The organism is Pricia antarctica (assembly GCF_900101815.1).
Taxonomy (GTDB): Bacteria; Bacteroidota; Bacteroidia; order Flavobacteriales; family Flavobacteriaceae; genus Pricia; species Pricia antarctica.
Window position 1 is genome coordinate 141,364 of record NZ_FNAO01000002.1, and the last position, 18,458, is coordinate 159,821.

General features: G+C 43.5%; 15 protein-coding genes. 3 read left to right on the forward strand and 12 right to left on the reverse strand.

Annotation, left to right across the window (positions count from 1 at the left end; genetic code table 11):
- Window positions 1-253: 253 nt before the first annotated feature.
- Window positions 254-1,906 (forward strand): solute:sodium symporter family transporter, encoded by a 1,653-nt coding sequence (locus tag BLT07_RS03455; RefSeq protein ID WP_091866461.1) that lies wholly within the window; start codon window positions 254-256, stop codon window positions 1,904-1,906.
- Here the strand turns inward: BLT07_RS03455 and lpxB are convergent.
- The gene (lpxB, locus tag BLT07_RS03460; protein WP_091865847.1) at window positions 1,869-3,011 is read right to left on the reverse strand and encodes a lipid-A-disaccharide synthase; all 1,143 of its coding nucleotides are present in this window, start codon (window positions 3,009-3,011) and stop codon (window positions 1,869-1,871) included. The two genes, BLT07_RS03455 and lpxB, sit on opposite strands and share 38 nt — an antisense overlap.
- Before the next feature lie 128 nt (window positions 3,012-3,139).
- Window positions 3,140-3,424, reverse strand: a complete 285-nt coding sequence (locus BLT07_RS03465; protein ID WP_091865849.1) for a hypothetical protein — start codon at window positions 3,422-3,424, stop codon at window positions 3,140-3,142.
- A 265-nt stretch (window positions 3,425-3,689) separates the two neighbouring features.
- On the opposite strand from BLT07_RS03465, the gene BLT07_RS03470 reads away from it, so the two are divergent.
- A complete protein-coding gene (locus BLT07_RS03470; protein WP_091865851.1) occupies window positions 3,690-5,879 on the forward strand; it encodes a carboxy terminal-processing peptidase in 2,190 nt (729 codons plus the stop codon).
- A 253-nt stretch (window positions 5,880-6,132) separates the two neighbouring features.
- On the opposite strand, the gene BLT07_RS03475 is transcribed toward BLT07_RS03470, so the two are convergent.
- Both BLT07_RS03475 and msrB read right to left on the reverse strand, forming a co-directional pair.
- On the reverse strand, window positions 6,133-6,642 hold the full coding sequence (locus tag BLT07_RS03475) for a peptide-methionine (S)-S-oxide reductase (protein WP_091865853.1): 510 nt from the start codon (window positions 6,640-6,642) through the stop codon (window positions 6,133-6,135).
- Between the two features lie 240 nt (window positions 6,643-6,882).
- On the reverse strand, window positions 6,883-7,347 hold the full coding sequence (gene msrB, locus BLT07_RS03485) for a peptide-methionine (R)-S-oxide reductase MsrB (protein WP_091865855.1): 465 nt from the start codon (window positions 7,345-7,347) through the stop codon (window positions 6,883-6,885).
- A 302-nt stretch (window positions 7,348-7,649) separates the two neighbouring features.
- Here msrB and BLT07_RS03490 point away from each other — a divergent pair, with 302 nt between their 5' ends.
- Complete coding sequence (locus BLT07_RS03490; protein WP_091865857.1) at window positions 7,650-8,456, forward strand: DNA/RNA non-specific endonuclease; 807 nt, start codon at window positions 7,650-7,652, stop codon at window positions 8,454-8,456.
- Between the two features lie 184 nt (window positions 8,457-8,640).
- Here BLT07_RS03490 and rodA read toward each other — a convergent pair whose 3' ends face one another.
- From rodA to BLT07_RS03530, 8 genes are all read right to left on the reverse strand, one after another.
- Window positions 8,641-9,924, reverse strand: coding sequence for a rod shape-determining protein RodA (gene rodA / locus BLT07_RS03495; RefSeq protein ID WP_091865859.1), 1,284 nt, complete (start codon window positions 9,922-9,924; stop codon window positions 8,641-8,643).
- A 6-nt stretch (window positions 9,925-9,930) separates the two neighbouring features.
- Window positions 9,931-11,859 (reverse strand): peptidoglycan D,D-transpeptidase FtsI family protein, encoded by a 1,929-nt coding sequence (locus tag BLT07_RS03500; RefSeq protein WP_091865861.1) that lies wholly within the window; start codon window positions 11,857-11,859, stop codon window positions 9,931-9,933.
- 149 nt (window positions 11,860-12,008) lie between these two features.
- A complete protein-coding gene (locus BLT07_RS03505; protein WP_091865863.1) occupies window positions 12,009-12,518 on the reverse strand; it encodes a rod shape-determining protein MreD in 510 nt (169 codons plus the stop codon).
- Window positions 12,511-13,329, reverse strand: a complete 819-nt coding sequence (gene mreC / locus BLT07_RS03510; protein WP_091865865.1) for a rod shape-determining protein MreC — start codon at window positions 13,327-13,329, stop codon at window positions 12,511-12,513. Before mreC ends, BLT07_RS03505 begins: the two co-directional genes overlap by 8 nt.
- A gap of 44 nt (window positions 13,330-13,373) precedes the next feature.
- Window positions 13,374-14,402 (reverse strand): rod shape-determining protein, encoded by a 1,029-nt coding sequence (locus tag BLT07_RS03515; protein WP_091865867.1) that lies wholly within the window; start codon window positions 14,400-14,402, stop codon window positions 13,374-13,376.
- A gap of 255 nt (window positions 14,403-14,657) precedes the next feature.
- The gene (purH, locus tag BLT07_RS03520) at window positions 14,658-16,187 is read right to left on the reverse strand and encodes a bifunctional phosphoribosylaminoimidazolecarboxamide formyltransferase/IMP cyclohydrolase (protein ID WP_091866463.1); all 1,530 of its coding nucleotides are present in this window, start codon (window positions 16,185-16,187) and stop codon (window positions 14,658-14,660) included.
- A 119-nt stretch (window positions 16,188-16,306) separates the two neighbouring features.
- Window positions 16,307-16,762: a GAF domain-containing protein gene (locus BLT07_RS03525; protein ID WP_091865869.1), complete on the reverse strand. Its 456-nt coding sequence runs from the start codon at window positions 16,760-16,762 to the stop codon at window positions 16,307-16,309.
- A 47-nt stretch (window positions 16,763-16,809) separates the two neighbouring features.
- A complete protein-coding gene (locus BLT07_RS03530; RefSeq protein ID WP_091865871.1) occupies window positions 16,810-18,297 on the reverse strand; it encodes a PAS domain S-box protein in 1,488 nt (495 codons plus the stop codon).
- Window positions 18,298-18,458 lie beyond the last annotated feature (161 nt).

The following is an 18,458-nucleotide window of genomic DNA, read 5'->3' on the forward strand; positions in this document are numbered from 1 at the left end:
CCATAAACAAAGAGCGATCAGTCATTTAGTGCGTAGACCTCGTTGCTGACATAGATTTGCAATAATTCACCCCAATTCATCAAATGCATAAATCTTGCGCAAATTTACCCCAAGCAAGGTATCCATCCTAATCCAATGGAAGGATAATTCGGGCGGTGTCGCCCAATTCAGCAAAATCATTTCGATTTTATACCAAAATCCATATGCAACCCCTATATTTATCCATCTTAATCACATCAAACCAATACGACCCATGATAGGCATACTTTCTTTCCTAGGCTTTACGATTCTTGTTGGCGTAATCGCCTATCTCGCGACCCGAACCACTGACGAAACCTCTTCCGATGGTTATTTTTTAGGCGGTAGAAGCCTGACTGCGGGCGTCATTGCGGGATCTTTGTTGTTGACAAACCTTTCGACCGAGCAGATCGTAGGTCTTAACGGAAGTGCCTATAAGGACGGATTGTCCGTCATGGCTTGGGAAACCCTTGCGGCCATTGCCATGGTGATCACGGCCATATTTTTATTGCCGAGATATCTGAAGGAAGGCCTTACGACGGTACCCCAATTTCTGGCCCGGCGTTTTGATGTGGCCACCAAAACCATTACTTCGGGCCTCTTCCTGACCGGATATGTGGTCGTGCTTTTGCCCGTCATTCTATATTCGGGGTCGGTCGCCATTAGTGGCATGTTCGATGTTCCCACCCTGTTGGGGGTGGGAGATTCCACGGCCTTGGTTATCTGTATATGGGGTATCGGGATTATCGGTTCAATTTATGCCGTTTTCGGAGGATTGAAGGCGGTCGCCGTTTCCGATAGTATCAATGCAGTGGGACTGATCATAGGGGGTATCATGATTCCCGTTTTCGGCCTGATGGCCATTGGGGACGGTAGCGTTCTCGAGGGGCTCAACACGTTGGTCTCGGCCAATCCCGAAAGATTTGATTCTACGGGAAATCCTGGGCAAGAAGTACCATTTTCTACGATTTTTACGGGAATCATGTTGATACAGCTCTTTTATTGGGGCACCAATCAACAGATCATACAAAGGGCATTGGGGGCCAAGAATCTGGCCGAAGGGCAAAAGGGACTCTTATTGGCCTCTTTTCTAAAGATTTTAGGGCCATTGATACTGGTACTTCCGGGAATGATCGCTTATTACTATTTTGAAGGTAGCTTGGCATCAAGTGACCTCGCTTATCCCGAATTGGTGCGGGCGGTCTTGCCAAAACCTTTGGTAGGCTTCTTCGCCGCGGTTTTGTTCGGTGCCATCTTGAGTTCGTTCAATAGTGTGCTCAACAGTTCGGTGACCCTGTTCGGTATTGATATCTATAAGCAACATATCAATACCGAAGCCCCGGAGCGAACCGTGGTCAAATACGGAAAGATATTCGGTGTTTGTCTGGCTTTGGCCGCCATGTTAATCGCGCCCCTGATCGCCAATGCCGGAAGCTTGTTCAATTATCTACAGGAAATAAACGGTATCTACAGTATTCCGATCTTTACCATAATTGTGATAGGCTATGCCACTAAACGAGTACCTGCCATTGCAGCTAAAATCGGTATCTTTTCAGGTTCGATTTTATATATCATAAGCCAATTTTTCATAGGTCCCAATCTAAAGGAAAGTGCTTTGGAGGCGGCTAAAGCATCTGGAATTACCGACCCCGGGCAGTTAAATCTTATCGAAGCCGAAGCGTATCCGCATTATATACACATCATGGCCATTTTATTCGTTTTGAACATGGTTCTAATGCTGATTATCGGGAAAATATGGCCCCGAAGCGAACCTTTTGAATTGGAGTATACCAAAAAGGTGGATATCAAGCCCTATCGGTACGTCAACCAAGTGGGAATTGCCGTATGCGTTATCGTAATCGGGATTTATATTTATTTTGCGAAATAGTGTCATATATCAAATCCGCAGTCTTTTCACTGGCACCTTTTCCTCCCAACTTTTTTTCAAGAATAGCATAAGCTTCCAACTGGTTTTTTCGGGTCGGACCATCTAGAATTTTAAAAAGGGCTATTTTAAGGTTTTCGGTAGTCAGCTCGTCCTGAATCAGTTCTTTGACCACCTCTTTCTCCATAATTAGGTTGACCAATGAAATATAGTCGAGTGTGATAATGCGTTTGGCGATTTGGTATGATATCCAGTTCGCCCTATAGCAGACGACCTGCGGTACTTTAAAGATTGCTGTCTCCAAGGTAGCGGTACCGCTGGTTACCAATGCGGCATACGAGACTTCCAATAGATCATACGTTTTGTTGTGCACGAAACTAACGTTCGGATCGGTGAGAAAAGGCTCATAAAATTCCCGATCAAGACTAGGTGCACCGGCAATCACGAATTCGTATTGCGTAAAATCGCCGATGATCGAGAGCATGATGTTGAGCATTTTATGCACTTCTTGTTTGCGGCTGCCCGGCAATAGGGCGATAATGGGTTTTTCGGGATTCAGATGATGCTCCTCACGGAATTTTTTGGAATCCATTCTTTTTCGATCGCCAATGGCATCGAGTAGCGGATGGCCCACAAAATTAACCGGAAAGTTATGTTTCTTTTCATAAAAATCCTTTTCAAAAGGAAGGATAACGTACATCGCATCGATATCCCTTTTTATATCGGCTATCCGGCCTTCACGCGAAGCCCAGATTTGGGGCGAGATGTAATAATTGGTGGTAAAGCCTTTTACTTTTGCCCATTTGGCGATGCGAAGGTTAAAGCCTGAAAAGTCGATGAAAATGATAACATCAGGATTGATTTCCTGTATATCCTGTTTACAGTAATTGATGTTTTTTGAAATCATTCGTAGGTTGAGCAGCACTTCAAAAAATCCCATAAAGGCCATTTCCTTATAATGCTTCGCCAAAGTACCGCCTGCTTTTTCCATCAGATCACCGCCCCAGCAACGGATATCGGCATCCGCATCCTTGGCCCTGATAGCTTTGATGAGATTCGAACCGTGGAGGTCGCCTGATGCTTCCCCGGATATGATGTAATACTTCATGTCAAATATAAATTCAGTACTCTAATTTATGGGTTGATAAGTCTAAAATAATTTATGTATCCTTTATTTAATTGTAAAAATAATCTAGAATTAGTAGTTTGTAAAAGGTTCGGAGTGATAGGTTGTCCTCAGAATATTTTATAGTAAACGATGATCAATGCGGTCAAAATAGTGGCGATCAATACTCCTTTTGCACGTTGATCTCTTCTGATTTTTAAAAACCCGAAAAAGGCGATGAGATTTAAAATGGCGCCAAGGGCGAGTAGGCTACCCAAATGCCCTTGCTGCACCGCTACTTCCATAGTTTCTACGATGCCAAGGTCGGAAAACAGTAAAATGTATAAAAGTGTGCCGACGATATTGGCAATGATCCCCACTACAAAGCCAGTTAGTAGTTCTTTTTTTATGTCCATATAAAATTTATAGCGTTAGGAGTTAGAAAAAATAAATGGCGACAAAATCAAAGGTTTTGCCATTACTTATAATTTATGTCGCAAAAATACGTTTTACAAAATATATGGATCATTGTGGGTTACACCTCCGTTTAACAAAAAATTAATGCCAGGGGATTAAGGTGGCATGGTTTTTTCAGTACCTTAGAGGATTGATACTATGAAAAAGGCAACAAGGAAAAAGTCTATTTCCTTGACCCGCTAGTTAAAAATAAAACAAAAATTGATGAAAAGGAACCTTGCCTACGCGCTTTTGGTAATGCTCATTTCGGTTGCTTCTTGCAGCTTTACCAACAAGTCTTTTGAAAATGACGATAAAGATAAATTATTATTGGACCTGATTACTTACGTACTCGAAAAGGGCCATTATGAACCCAAGAACATCGACGACGATTTTTCTGTCAGCGTTTTTGAAGATTTTATAGATGTAATCGACCCTACGAAACGCTATTTTTTAGAAGACGATATCAAGGAATTCGAGAAGTTCAAATTTCAGATAGATGACCAGATTAAAAGCACTGATATCTCCTTTTTCAATTTGGTTTACGACCGATTGCTTACGAGGATGGAAGATGCCAAAAGTATTTATAAGGAAGTCCTCGATACGCCTTTCGATTATAACGAAAAGGAAAGTATCGATATCGATTATGAAGAATTGCCGTTTGCGGCTTCCAGAAAGGATTTGAAAGAACGTTGGAGACAGCAGTTGAAATATGCCACTTTGGGTACCTACGATTCCAAAATCAGGAAGGTGAATAGAGAATCGGATTATAAGGAGAACGCTGATGGTGAGTTGACCGAAATAAAAGGAGAGAAGAAAGAAACGGCCATAGACGAAGCTACAGAAAAACCGATGACCCCCAAAGAAGCGGAAATTTCTTCCCGAGAATCCACAAAAAGAACATTGGACGAGTTTTTCGATTTCGTCAGCGATCTCGAGCGTAAAGATTGGTTCGTACAGTATATCAACACCATCGTTGACGAATTCGATCCCCATACTTACTACTTTGCCCCTGATGATAAAGAAAAGTTTGATGTAAGTATGTCGGGCAAGTTCGAGGGTATCGGAGCCCGTTTGCAGAAAAAACCGGAAGGTGCCAAGATAGTCGATATCATTTCCGGAGGTCCCGTATGGCGCGATGGACAGTTAGAGGTCGGAGACGAAATTATGAAGGTCGGCCAAGATGGTGAAGAGCCTATCAACATTGTCGGTATGCGTTTAGATGATGCCATAAAGCTGATCAAAGGCGCAAAAGGCACTACCGTAGATTTGACCGTTCGCAAAATCGATGGTTCTATGGAAGTGGTCTCGCTGACCCGTGATGTGGTAGAGTTGGAAGAATCATTTGCCAAATCGGCGAACATCATTAAAGAAAACCACAAATATGGGCTCATAAACTTGCCTAAATTCTACGTTGATTTCGATGATTACACTGAAAGGAACGCTGCCACCGATGTCGCAAAAGAAGTCGAGCGTTTGAAGGAAGCAGGTGCCGAAGGCTTGATTCTCGATTTGCGCGATAACGGCGGGGGATCTTTGAAGACCGTTGTCGAAATGGCCGGATTATTTATTAAGGATGGCCCTATCGTGCAGGTTCGTTCTTCCGGAAAAGGGAAAGACGTTTATGACGATAAAGATGAGCGCATTCAATGGGATGGCCCCTTGGTAATACTCGTCAACGAACTGTCTGCCTCCGCTTCCGAAATTCTGGCAGCGGCCATGCAAGACTACAAAAGGGGTATTGTCATTGGAAGCAAGCAAACTTTTGGAAAAGGCACGGTGCAGAATGTGATTCCTTTGGAAAATATCGTACGCAGCAACGACCATGGTGATTTGGGTGCCATAAAACTGACCACCCAGAAATTCTATCGTATCAACGGAGGTTCGACCCAATTAGAAGGGGTAAAGAGCGATGTTGTGGTTCCGGACAAGTATAGCTACATCGATTTGGGGGAACGCGATCAGTCGAATCCTTTGCAGTGGGATAAAATATCTCCGGCGAACTATAAATTATGGAACGGTTATATCGATTACGACCAGACCATAGCCAGCAGTAAAAAACGGATGGCCAACAGTTCCCAGATCAAACTGATCGAGGAAAATGCCAAATGGTTAAAATCAAAACAGGATGAAACGACCATCTCCTTGAATTATGACACCTATAAAGAGGATGAGGAAAAGGCCAAGAAGAAATCGGAATACTTCAAGACCATAACCGAATACGATTCCAAATTATCCTTTGAATCCCTGAAATACGAAGAAGCTTTGTTTACAAAGGATTCCGTACTTCGTGAAAAACGCGACCGCTGGCACAAGAACCTCGCAAAAGATGTGTATGTAGAGGAAGCCGTGAACGTGTTGCAAGATTTAAAGAGCAACAGTTTAGAGCATGGTAAGCTAGCGGTGAAAGGGTAAGACCTGAGGTTAAGTTGACACCATATAAAATCAAAAAACCCCGATACTGATGTGTCGGGGTTTTTTGATTGAGGATTAGATTTATCTGCGACAATTCAAATTTGTCTAGTTGTAAGGAAATTTTGGTTCACTAACCCATTCTTATTTAGAAATAGTACGATGGTTGTAGCCGAAATATGACCAAGCATCCGCCTAGAAATCCGAACTGGAAAAGCCCGGCAAGTGCTGCCATCTTAAGCTGGAGCCGATCGGGTCAAAATAGCCCTACTTTTACGTCATCCATCGCATTTGAAAATCGTTCCAACACCAACTTCAGTTTAGGTTGTATATAGTTCCGGCAAAACGGTTTCTGTGGATTGTTATAGTAGTAATTAGTGAATTGGCTATCGGATGGTCTGAATGTAGCGAATGGAAGCACCTGGGTAATCAATGGTCGTTCGAAATTGAGTTGCAATGTCTGTAAAATCTCCTGTGCTTTAGTCCGCTGTCGATCGGAGAAAGTATACACCGCAGAACGGTATTTTGGCCGCATAGAATGGTCGGAAGTACTCCCGTGCGTAAGCAAATGGATTTCGATAAGGTCTTTCATGGTGATTGCTGCAGCTTCAAAATGAACGATAACCGCCTCTGAATAAGTATCATTTTTGTCCGTGGAAGCTACAAAGCCTTGTTCGACCTCTTCCACACCGTGTAGGGATTGAAAAACAGCTTCGGTACACCAGTGGCAACCTCCGCCAAGACCTATTTTCTCGGTTCTACTCAAATTGCCGGTATTAGATACCCTTCCAAAAAGTCGATTACTTTTTGAACAGGCATTTCACAAGGCTTTAAATATCTTGAATTTTCCGTAACATAGTAATTCAGGCTAATAAAGTCCTTACCACCCAATTCCTCCGCAAATATTTTATGGCTTTTTCCACCGTTGAAATCGGTGCGGGTTACTCCGTACTTTTTGTTTTGATAAAGCACTTCGGAATACCCTCGAGGCAGGTTTCTGACTCTGCTAACGCAACTCTGCACTGCCAACCTCCTGCAATTTCAAAGATTCCGAATTCATGCAATAACGTAATCCACTAGGTGGTGGCCCATCTTGAAAGACATGGCCTAAATGGGCATCGCAGGTATTGCACAAGGCCTCAACGCGAATCATACCAAAGGTAGAATCCTTTATATATTTCACCGCATTTTCTTTGATAGGCTGATGGAAGCTGGGCCATCCGGTGCCTGATTCGAACTTGATGGTAGAATCGAATAGGGGCGTATCACAACAGATGCAATTGTATTTTCCAGCTTCGTGGGCTTCGCAGTAAGCACCTGAATGCGGCGCCTCTGTTCCCTTTTGTCGCGTAATCCGGAATTGTTCAGGAGTCAATATTTCCCGCCATTCGGCTTCCGTCTTTTCGACCTTTCGGTCAGGTTCGGGATTTCCTTTTGTGCTGAATCGTATAATATCTTTCCAAGTGAGCATAGTCTTTCAATTTTTTTGTAATCCTAAGATAACCCATTAGTCGTGAAAATCGGGTGAAACTCTCTTATAATTACGTGAAAGTTTATAGTCCGTTTAACAAAAGCATCTTAGTTGTAAGGCGCTCAAAGCCTGCCAATCGGAATTAGTTACATTGGATTTGACGAAAATAGTATCCCTCGATTCCGAACTCAACCCTACCTGATTAAACCAGTATGGATATCCCGATTTAATTAGGATACCATGTCATGTATAAATTCCGCATCTTTGATGTAACCTACATATAACCGATAAATCGACGAGGGATGCCCGTGAAACGAAAAACCATATATTCCATTTTATTGATCGCCTGCATCGTCGGTTTCTGGGTTTTTGAGAACTTTTATACACCCGATACCTACTCGGATCGTGAAAATACCGGTTTAAAAATAGATATCCCTCCCAATTTCATGCCCAGTTCCACAACTGGAGCCATTGTGGATCATAGTTATTATAGTTTGTCATACAATGAGCCTTTCGAACAAGCCGAATGGGTTGCCTATGTGCTCAAGAAGAGCCAGTTGACCCGGGACCAACGAAAGCGTCCATTTTTTATCGAAGATCCAAAAGTCAAAACCAAATCTGCAGATTGGCGGAATTATAAAGGTTCGGGCTATGATCGGGGACACCTTTGCCCCGCGGGCGACCGCCGATTTTCGGAGCAGGCATACAATGAGACTTTCTACACCAGCAATATCAGTCCTCAAGATCGAGATTTTAACGCCGGTGTCTGGAACCGGCTCGAACTACAGGTACGCGATTGGGCCAGATACTACAATGAACTTTTTATTGTGACCGGTGGCATTCTTGAACCGGGCCTGCGAGAAATAGGGCAAGAGGATGTAGATGTGCCCCGATATTACTACAAGATTATAGCAAAGGGAGCACCGAACGACCCCAAAATCATCGCATTTCTATTTTTGGGAAAGGAAAGTACTAAACCCCTACGCCAGTTTACGGTTTCCGTGGATGAAATCGAGAAACGGACGGGTATCGATTTCTTCGAAAACCTTCCGGATGAGGTGGAGGCGAAGTTAGAGAGCAAAGTCGACACAGACGAATGGAAGTTTTAAGAAACTCCCTAGGCGCAAAGCCTTTCTTGCCGGCAGTCAAATCCGAATTTTTCACTCCGAACCTGCAATATCAAATCTTTTTTTAACCTGACACTTACACACTCCTACAGCGGACAAGATTCGAACTTGATTTCAAATATCCATGTCCCGTCATCCATCCTTTATGGAATTGGGAATTTTATTTTCAAATTCCTTCCTTCAAGCGATTCGCATCCAACTTTATAAAAACAAAAAGGAGCATGGTGAAGAAGAGCATTCCCGATCCCCCGTAACTGAATAGGGGCAGGGGTATGCCAATGGTGGGCAAGATGCCGATGACCATGCCGATATTGATGAAATAATGTACAAAGAGAATCGAAATCACCCCGTAGCCGTACATTCTGCTGAAAGCGTTCTTTTGCCTTTCGGCCAGAAAGACCAATCGTAAAAGTAATAATGTAAATAGCAGCACGACCGTTACCGTGCCGATAAAGCCCCATTCTTCACCGACCGTGGTAAAAATATAATCGGAATGCTGTTCGGGCACGAAATTGCCTTTGGTACGCGTACCTTCCAAAAAACCCTTACCGAAAAAGCCGCCGGATTCGATGGCTTTTTCCGATTGGTACGAGTTGTACCCAATCGTTTTTTGGATCTGTTCCAATTTTTCGGGGTCTTTTTCCAAACGTAGCCACAGCGAGAAACGGTCGCGATGCCGCTGCTCGAAAACATTTTCAAACACAAAATTGACGGATAGCGAAAAGAGAATGGTAACGATCAGAGCAGTAGCCAAGGGAAATATCGGCACCTTGAATTTTTTCTTTTTCAGTAAAAGAAAAACGAGTATGATCAAGGTCAAGGCTATGGCAATCCAAATGGTACCGAACATCAAAGTGGTGACAAATATCAGAACAGCAAAAAGGGCTATGCCGAGATAATATACGGGAAGCCCTTCCCTAAAGATAACGAACGAGAGGGCAAAAAATACCAGGGCACTGCCCGGATCGGGTTGTGGAATGATTAGTATCGCGGGTATCAAAATAATAACAAAGGCGAAGAGCTGGTCTTTCGTCCGTTTGATATCGGTCTGTATATCGCTCAAATATTTCGCAAGGGCCAGAGCGGTGGCCACTTTGGCGAATTCGGCCGGCTGAAGGTTGAAAAAGCCGAGGTCGTACCATGATGTCGCCCCCGAAATAGTCTTTCCGAAAACGAAGAGGCCAAGCAATGAAAGCATCGATACAATGTAGAAAACACTGGAAAAGCGTTCGTAAAAGCTAGCTTCAAGGGCAAGCAGGATGATAACGGATGCAAAGCTTACAATGATAAAAAATAGTTGCTTGCCGTGCAGGGTGCCAAAGTCGAAAATCGATGCGCCGTTTTCGGTGAACGTACTTGAATAAATGTTAACCCAGCCGATAGTGACCAGTAGCAAGTAGAACAATACGCTTAGCCAATCGATGCGTTTAAGGACACTTTTACCGGACATATGAATTTATCGTATTAAGTCGTCCGTTAAATAGGCTTTTTCGGGCTTAAGGGCATCTTGGCTCCAATCGTATTCGTTGATCTTGAATTCCTTGCCGCTATAGGGCTTGGCGTATTCACGGTCCAGCGTACGTTCAAGCATCCTCTTTTCAAGGTCGGTACGGGTGATTTCGCCTTTGAGGTATTTTTCGATCATTAAAGAGGCGATATGGCCGGCATATCTCGATCCGTAGTATCCGTTCTGAATGTAAACGGCTATAGCGATTTTCGGGTTGTCTACCGGAGCAAAAGCTACGAATACCGAGTTATCGGTCAGCTGTGTCCTTACGCTGTCTATTTTAATATAGTTTTCAACGGTACCCGTTTTTCCGGCAATCTCGATACCCGGTATTTGAAGATACTTGGCGGTTCCTTTATGGTAAACATCGGCCATGCCCTGAATGACCGGTTCAAAATGTCGCTTGTCTATGGTCGTATGTTTGGCCTCAACAAAATCGGGAATGTCAATTTCTTTTCCATCGATTTTTTTGAGGATATGGGGTGTAAAGAAATAGCCCCGATTGGCAATGGCTGCAGTCATATTTGCCAATTGTAATGGCGTAACGTTGACTTCTCCCTGTCCGATGGCATTAGAGTATGTGGTGGTAGCCGACCATCGTTTGTCTCCCTCGCCGTACCATTTGTTGTAAAGTTCAGAACTCGGAACACTGCCGCGCCTTCCCGTGTAAAGATCAGATCCCAAATAGGACCCCAAACCGAAACTCCGTACGTGTTTTTCCCAAGCATCCATGGCTTCACTATTGGATGGAAATTGTTCAAAGATCTTTTTATAGGCACCCACGAAATAGGCATTGCACGATTCGTAGATTCCGCTATTCAGATTCCGTATACCACCTCCGCAATGACATCCTTTTTTACTCCTTCCTATAAAAAACCCATGACTACACGTAAATGTCGTAGCAGGTGTGATTGCACCTACTTGTAATGCAATCAATGCGTTGATCGCCTTGAAGGGTGAACCTGGACTTTTTTCGAAAGAAATGGACCGGTCGAACGTGGGCTTAGAAATGGTGTCGTAATGTAACTTACTATAGTTGGCGGATCTTTTTCTTCCCACCAATAGTGATGGGTCATACGTAGGACCCGATATCATGGATAAAATTTCACCTGATGAAGGTTCGATGGCAACGATGCCTCCCCATTTCCCGTGCATAAGCAGTTCACCATATTCTTGTAAGTCTTTGTCGATAGTGATATTAATTTCGTAACCCTGTTCGGGCAACGTATCCAGTATGCCGTTTTTATATTTCCCGATATCTCGGTTGTAGCGGTCTTTTTGAATGTATTGTACGCCTTTTCTTCCCCTTAAAACATCCTCATATTGCTTTTCGACACCGGTTCGGCCCGTAAGTTCTCCCTGTACATAGTAAGGGTTCTTAGCCAGGTCACGTTCGTTGACCTCACTGATATAACCAAGCACATTGGCGGCGCTGTTGGTATCATAATATCTGAGGGATCGTTTTTGAATGTAAAAGCCCTCATAATGACGCATTTTTTCTTGAAGTTGCGCATAATCCTGTTTAGAAAGCTGGGGTACAAAAACGGAAGGGAGCCTCGGCGAATATATCCTAGCTTTTCGCAGCTCTTTTTTAAACTTCTTTTTGGTTATCTTTAAAAGTCCACAAAACTCCAACGTATCGAGCTCCCTAACCTCCCGCGGAATGACCATCACATCGTACGCAGGATCGTTACCTACCAATAGCTTGTCGTTACGGTCATAGATATAGCCGCGTTCGGGATAGTCGTAGACACGTTTGATAGCAGGATCTTCCAACACCTGGTCCGGCGAAAAACTGAAAATCTGCAGGTACGAAAGCCTGCCGATAAACGTAATACCGATGATGACGATAATGGAGGATAGGAGTAGTTTTTTCAACTAAGGTTTTGTTTTAATGGGTGTGACGCTATTGGTCCGCCTTACTTTTTTAGGGATTCGGAAATTCAAACTTCCGGTTTCGTATTTTAGTCTAGCATTTTGGTTCTATCGGCCACTAACGCTTCGGGAGTCTAGACTCTCGGTCTTTTTCATTCTTTTCTCACACTAAAGAGAGATCCGAACAGCAAACATAACAGCAAAGTTACGGCACCGGTCGCCAATACTTTCTTCAAAATTAATAGGAAATTCGCCAAACTAAAAATTTCTAGCGTAAAGAAGACCAAATGATGTACTATAATCAATAACGTTAAAAACGTAATTTGTTGTATGCGAGTGGTATTACTTAATTTAAAACTCTGAAATTCGAAGTTGACTCCAAATACAAAACGCATAATAGCCGGTCGCATATAGGCAATGGTCAACGTCGAGGCGGCGTGGAGTGCCATCGAGTCGGAGAAGAAATCTATCGATATGCCCAACAAAAACGCAAGACCTATAAATGCTGCTCTATGTTCCTTGATAGGGTACCAGTAAAGAAAAAGAATGTAGACCATTGGGTTGATGAACCCAAAAAAGTTAAGACGATTGAATACCAGCACTTGAACCAACACGAGCAGTAGAAAACGGATCACGTTCAAAAAGTATGAATTACTAATCATCGGACGGGGTCTGGTTTTCCAAGGCTTCTATTTCTTCACGGTATTCGTTGTTCACGATATACACGTTCTTGATATTGGTCATATCGTTAAAAAGCGCCACATCGATACTATAAAAACTATTCGAGCTGTTCAGGTCGAACTTACGAATGGTGCCGATGGGTATGTTTTCGGGAAAAATACTGCTCATTCCCCCTGTAACAATGGTGTCGCCAACCGTAAGCTTCACCAAACGGGGAATATCGATGAGCTGTACCACGTCGTAACGTTTCATGTCCCAGACCAGTGAACCGAAGTGGTCGGTATTCTTGATTTTGGCGTTGATGTTCGATTTTTCGTTCAGAATACTTTGCACGGTAGCAAAGTGGTTCGAGGTGTTTTCTATGATGCCTAAAATACCTTTGCTGGTGATGACTCCCATATCGCCGTTTACACTATCCTCTTCGCCTTTATCGATAGTGATATAGTTTCGGGGCTCGGAAAAACTGTTTTTGATGACTCGGCCCGTCGTGATGGTATACGTACGCTGCGTTGAATCGATAACAATCGAATCGATTTCGCCCACATTAAAAAGAAGGTCACGTAATCGCCTGTTCTCGTCCATTAGTTTTTGGTTCTCGGCATCGAGTCCGAAATAGGTAGAAACATTGTTCGAGGTTTCGAGAATATTACCCGTCAGCCAGTTCGAAGAATTGAAAAAGCGGGATTGGTGGTATGAGTGCGATTGTATGGTAAAGCCAAGGGATACGATCATCAGAAAGATATAAAGAAGAAAGTTCTTATATCGAATGACAAAGTGGATGATTTGCTGCATGCCCCGTGCTAGTTAAGATTTTTGGTAACCTATCACCGGTCCTTTTACTTAATAAGGATGCTCTTGTACCGATCTAAGTTCTTTAAGGCGATTCCCGTACCACGAACGACCGCCCGCAAAGGATCTTCGGCAATATATACAGGAAGGTCCGTTTTTTGGGATAGCCTGCGATCTAATCCACGAAGCATCGATCCGCCACCGGCCATGTAGATTCCGGTATTATAGATGTCCGCGGCCAATTCTGGAGGTGTTTGGGAGAGGGTCTCCATAACGGCATCTTCGACACGTAGGATGGACTTGTCCAAAGCCTTCGCGATTTCGCGGTAGGATATCTGTACCTGTTTCGGTTTTCCGGTCAGAAGGTCACGCCCCTGTACGGATTTATCGTCGGGCGGTGTCTGAAGATCTTCCGTTGCCGCACCGATCTCAATCTTTATATTTTCCGCGGTAGCTTCGCCAACATAGAGGTTATGCTGGGTACGCATATAATAGATGATATCGTTGGTAAAGACATCGCCCGCGATTTTTACGGATTTGTCACAAACGATCCCGCCCAAGGCGATAACCGCGATTTCTGTCGTTCCACCACCAATGTCAACAATCATGTTTCCCTTGGGTTGCATGATGTCAAGGCCGATACCGATAGCGGCGGCCATAGGTTCGTGGATAAGGTAGACTTCCTTGCCGTTTACGCGTTCTGCGGATTCTTTTACGGCACGCATTTCCACCTCGGTGATGCCCGATGGAATGCAGATGACCATACGCAAAGCTGGTGGAAACCATTTTTGCTTCAGGGCAGGAATGTTCTTTATGAACATATTGATCATCTTTTCAGAGGCATCAAAGTCCGCGATAACACCGTCTTTCAACGGCCTGATGGTCTTGATGTTTTCGTGGGTCTTGCCCTGCATCAGGTTGGCCTCTTTGCCTACGGCGATGATTTTACCGGAAATGCGGTCACGGGCCACGATAGACGGACTGTCGACAACGACTTTGTCATTATGGATGATGAGTGTATTCGCCGTCCCTAGGTCGATGGCAATTTCCTCGGTCAAGAAATCAAAAAATCCCATTTTATATATTGGTTATGTTACTAGTTCGATAAGGGTCGATAACGCAAGACCAGTTATATGCGTTTCATCGACAAAAGTAACAAAATTAGCTAGTTGTAAAGAGTTAATGTTGTGAATTCGACGCTTATGATGGTCAAACGATAAAGTATTGAAGGCTAAGCTACTAAAAACAACGATTTCAGCCCCCGATTTAACGATTAAATTTTGTTTTCTTGATTAAATTGAATAGGGTGCAAAAGCATCGATACTAGCTATTCAATGTTTAAAATGGCGCGTGCCCGTCATGACCATAGCTATAGAATTGGCGTTGCAATAATCGATACTCAGTTGGTCTTTAATAGATCCCCCGGGCTGTATAACGCTGCTGATACCACTTTTTTCGGCGATTTCGACGCAATCCGGAAACGGAAAAAATGCATCGCTGGCCATGACCGCGCCTTCGAGATCAAATTTAAAAAATCGGGCTTTATGGATGGCCTGATTCAAGGCATCTACACGGCTGGTCTGCCCGGTACCGCTGGCGCATAGTTGTTTGTTCTTCGCGAGCACAATGGTATTCGATTTGGTATGCTTGCAAAGCTTCGACGCAAAAATAAGGTCTTCCAGTTCTTTTTTGGAAGGCCGTTTTTCCGTAGCATACTGAAAGTCGGATAGGCTGTCCGTTTTATGGTCTTTATCCTGAACCAAAACACCGTTCAGGCAAGTACGGACGATCCTGTCGGGTAAAACTACTTCCTTCTGAATAAGGATAATCCTATTTTTCTTTCCTTTTAAGGCTTCTAGCGCATCATCGGAATAGCTGGGTGCAATGACCACTTCACAGAAAAGCTGATGAATTTCTTCGGCGGTGGCTTTATCGATTTCGACATTGCTGATCAAAATGCCTCCGAAAGCGGAAACCGGGTCACCGGCCAGCGCGTCTACATAGGCCTGATGAATGGTTTCCCGCTGCGCCAATCCGCAGGCGTTGTTGTGTTTTAAAATGGCAAAGGTCGGCATATCGCCCTTGAATTCGTTCATCAGGTTGACGGCGGCATCGACGTCCAATAAGTTATTGTACGAAAGTTCCTTGCCGTGCAATTTGGTGAACATCGCCTCGAAATCGCCATAGAAAAATCCTCTTTGATGCGGATTTTCACCATAGCGCAAGACCTGTCCCTTGGTTTCGCTGATTTTTAAGGAGGCTATTACATGGTCTTTGTTGAAATAGTTGAAAATGGCCGAATCGTAATGCGAGGAGATATTAAACGCCTTGGCGGCGAAATTTTTACGGTTTTCAAGGGATGTGCTTCCGTTTTCTTGGGAAATAATTTCCAGAAATTCCCCATAATCTTCCATGGAAGACACACAGAGCACATCTTTATAGTTTTTGGCGGCCGCTCGAATTAGGGAAATCCCCCCGATATCGATTTTTTCAATAATATCCTGTTCGGAAGCTCCACTGGCAACCGTTTTCTCGAAGGGATAAAGATCCACGATAACAATATCCAACTGTGGAATGTCGAACTCTTCTAACTGGGCTACGTCACTTGCATTATCCTGTCGGTTCAAGATACCGCCGAACACTTTAGGATGCAAGGTTTTCACGCGTCCCCCTAATATGGAAGGGTAGCTGGTCACCTCCTCGACGGGAATTACTTCGATGCCAAGGTCCCTTATGAATTTTTCCGTTCCTCCAGTGGAATAGATGGTGATGCCCAGTTCCTTGAATTTTTTGACGATAGGTTCCAATCCATCCTTATGGAAAACGGAAATTAGAGCTGAAGTAGCTTTTTTGACACTCATTTTTATGTGGTTATAGTTGGGATAGGAATTGCTGTACCCCATATGATTTCTCGGACATGCAAAAGTACTTTTTTTACAAGGAAAACGGCAGTGAGGTTATCAACAATTAAAAGGAAGTTTTAAACCCATATTTTCGCAACCTCAAGGTTTACAAACTCCAAAAACCGCTCATCTTCCTCCGTAAACGGATCTGGGGTGTTGGAATCAATATCGATTTGCCCGATATTTTCACCGTTTATGAAGAGCGGCACGACAATTTCCGCTTTCACGCTAATGCTGCACGCGATATAATTGTCTTGCGCCTGCACGTCGGGCACTACGAAATTCTGGTTGCTAACGGCCACCTGTCCGCAAATCCCTTTTCCGAAGGGAATAATGGTGTGATCTGTAGGAGCGCCTGCATAAGGCCCGAGTTTGAGCTCCTCTTTATCGCCGTTCTTGAAGTAAAATCCTACCCAGTCGTAATGAGGTACCGAATTTTTTAAAAGCTCGCATACTTGCTGTAGTCGAATATCGGTCTTCAATTCTGAACGTTTGAGTAGTATGGGAATTTCTTTTCGTAGTCGGTCGAACATGTATCGCTAGTTTGTGCAAAGGTAAAGAAATCGGAAAAAATGCTTGTTTACTCCCCGAGGGTATAATTCTCAGAAGAATGCTGGGTAGTATTGACGATATTTCTAATGATTTCATCGAATTCAGTTGCCGATTGAAATATATGTTCTAGAAGTTGTTCCTTTTCCTTTTGATCAACTGAGGGAGAATCTTCCTTGAGCAGATCGATCAATCCCATTATACGTGCAAGCGGTGCGCGCACCACATGCGATTGCGTCCAGGCAATTTTTTTGAGCTTCTCGTTTTGCGCCTCCATGGCCTGCATATATTTATAGCGTTCGGTAATATCGGTTACCAGTACCACTTTCGCCTTTTTTCCTTTATACGACAAGATATTAGTTCGAATATCAACTATAATCTCCTCACCGTTTTTTTTTCTATGCACGTACTCACCATGTGTGTAATGCTTTTCTTTTTGTTGTGAAAGTTTGAGGTTCGCTTCTAATTTTATGATTTCAGTTTCGGGCCTTATTTTTCGTATGGTCATATTCAGAAACTCTTCATAAGAATGTCCATAGTGTTTAATGGCGGCTTTATTAACATCCAGAAACTTCAAAGTATCGATGTCATAGACCCACATAGGCTGTGGGCTAAGGTGAAAGAGATCGGAATAGCGTCGTTCCGATTCTTTAATGGCCTTTTCCGATGTTATACGTGTCGTAATATCTCGTGAATTGGCCACCAGTCCACTTATGGCGGGGTCGTCCGTCAGGTTGGTGATTATGGTTTCTATCCATCGCCAAGAACCATCGCCATGTTTAAATCTAAAGGGTTTGAGAGTGAGTTGTTTTTCATTTTCCAAGCGCAAAAGACTGGCATAGGCCGCTTCCTTGTCATCAGGATGAATAAATTCAAGGGCATTTTTACCTACAAACTCCTCCGGAGCGATACCTAAGACATTTACAGAAGTTGGGCTAACATATTGGTAGTTGGCCTCAAAATCGAGGATGGCTATCAAATCCGAGCCACTTTGAACCAAGCCTTTGAATCTCTTTTCACTTCGCTCGATCTCCATCCGGTTTTTACGAAGTTCAAAAAGATGAGTCACTTGATTGGCCAAGGATCTCAAGGCCTCCAGTTGCTTTTGTTCAAGCTTTCGTGGCTTCATATCTACAACACACAGTGTGCCCAAAGCATTACCTTCACTACTTACCAAGGGCATTCCGGCATAAAAAACAACATTCGGTTCACCCTTGACCAATGGATTATCTTTGAAACGCATATCATTTCTGGCATCTTCCACAATAAAAACGTCAAGAGGCGTTTTGAGGGCATGGGCACAAAATGACAACTCGATCGGCGTTTCGGTAATGGATATTCCATGGTGTGATTTAAAAAACTGTCGGGTATTGGTTACAAGCGTGACCAGAGAGATAGGAGTGTCACAGATGAAAGCCGCCAGATTGGTTAAATCATCATATTCTTTTTCGGGAAGGGTGTCCAAAAGCTTCATGGACTTCAGGTCTTGGAGTCTTTTCTTTTCGAAACCGTCTGTCATTATTGATTGTTTTGGAAAGTATTGAACTAAATATAAAAAATATAAATCAGAACCAAAAGTAGGCTATTTCTTACTATCTGCAGAAAAGAGTTCCGGGAAGAGTTGGTGAAATACCTTTATTTTGAGTCTTGGAAAGCCTGAAACCTCAAGTCCTCTTAAAA

What these genes read in the sequence shown, in the direction of transcription:
- BLT07_RS03455 (WP_091866461.1), top strand. Translation starts at nt 254, where the DNA reads ATGATAGGCATACTTTCTTTCCTAGGCTTTACGATTCTTGTTGGCGTA.
- lpxB (WP_091865847.1), bottom strand. Translation starts at nt 3,011, where the DNA reads ATGAAGTATTACATCATATCCGGGGAAGCATCAGGCGACCTCCACGGT.
- BLT07_RS03465 (WP_091865849.1), bottom strand. Translation starts at nt 3,424, where the DNA reads ATGGACATAAAAAAAGAACTACTAACTGGCTTTGTAGTGGGGATCATT.
- BLT07_RS03470 (WP_091865851.1), top strand. Translation starts at nt 3,690, where the DNA reads ATGAAAAGGAACCTTGCCTACGCGCTTTTGGTAATGCTCATTTCGGTT.
- msrB (WP_091865855.1), bottom strand. Translation starts at nt 7,347, where the DNA reads ATGCTCACTTGGAAAGATATTATACGATTCAGCACAAAAGGAAATCCC.
- BLT07_RS03490 (WP_091865857.1), top strand. Translation starts at nt 7,650, where the DNA reads ATGCCCGTGAAACGAAAAACCATATATTCCATTTTATTGATCGCCTGC.
- rodA (WP_091865859.1), bottom strand. Translation starts at nt 9,924, where the DNA reads ATGTCCGGTAAAAGTGTCCTTAAACGCATCGATTGGCTAAGCGTATTG.
- BLT07_RS03505 (WP_091865863.1), bottom strand. Translation starts at nt 12,518, where the DNA reads ATGATTAGTAATTCATACTTTTTGAACGTGATCCGTTTTCTACTGCTC.
- mreC (WP_091865865.1), bottom strand. Translation starts at nt 13,329, where the DNA reads ATGCAGCAAATCATCCACTTTGTCATTCGATATAAGAACTTTCTTCTT.
- BLT07_RS03515 (WP_091865867.1), bottom strand. Translation starts at nt 14,402, where the DNA reads ATGGGATTTTTTGATTTCTTGACCGAGGAAATTGCCATCGACCTAGGG.
- purH (WP_091866463.1), bottom strand. Translation starts at nt 16,187, where the DNA reads ATGAGTGTCAAAAAAGCTACTTCAGCTCTAATTTCCGTTTTCCATAAG.
- BLT07_RS03525 (WP_091865869.1), bottom strand. Translation starts at nt 16,762, where the DNA reads ATGTTCGACCGACTACGAAAAGAAATTCCCATACTACTCAAACGTTCA.
- BLT07_RS03530 (WP_091865871.1), bottom strand. Translation starts at nt 18,297, where the DNA reads ATGACAGACGGTTTCGAAAAGAAAAGACTCCAAGACCTGAAGTCCATG.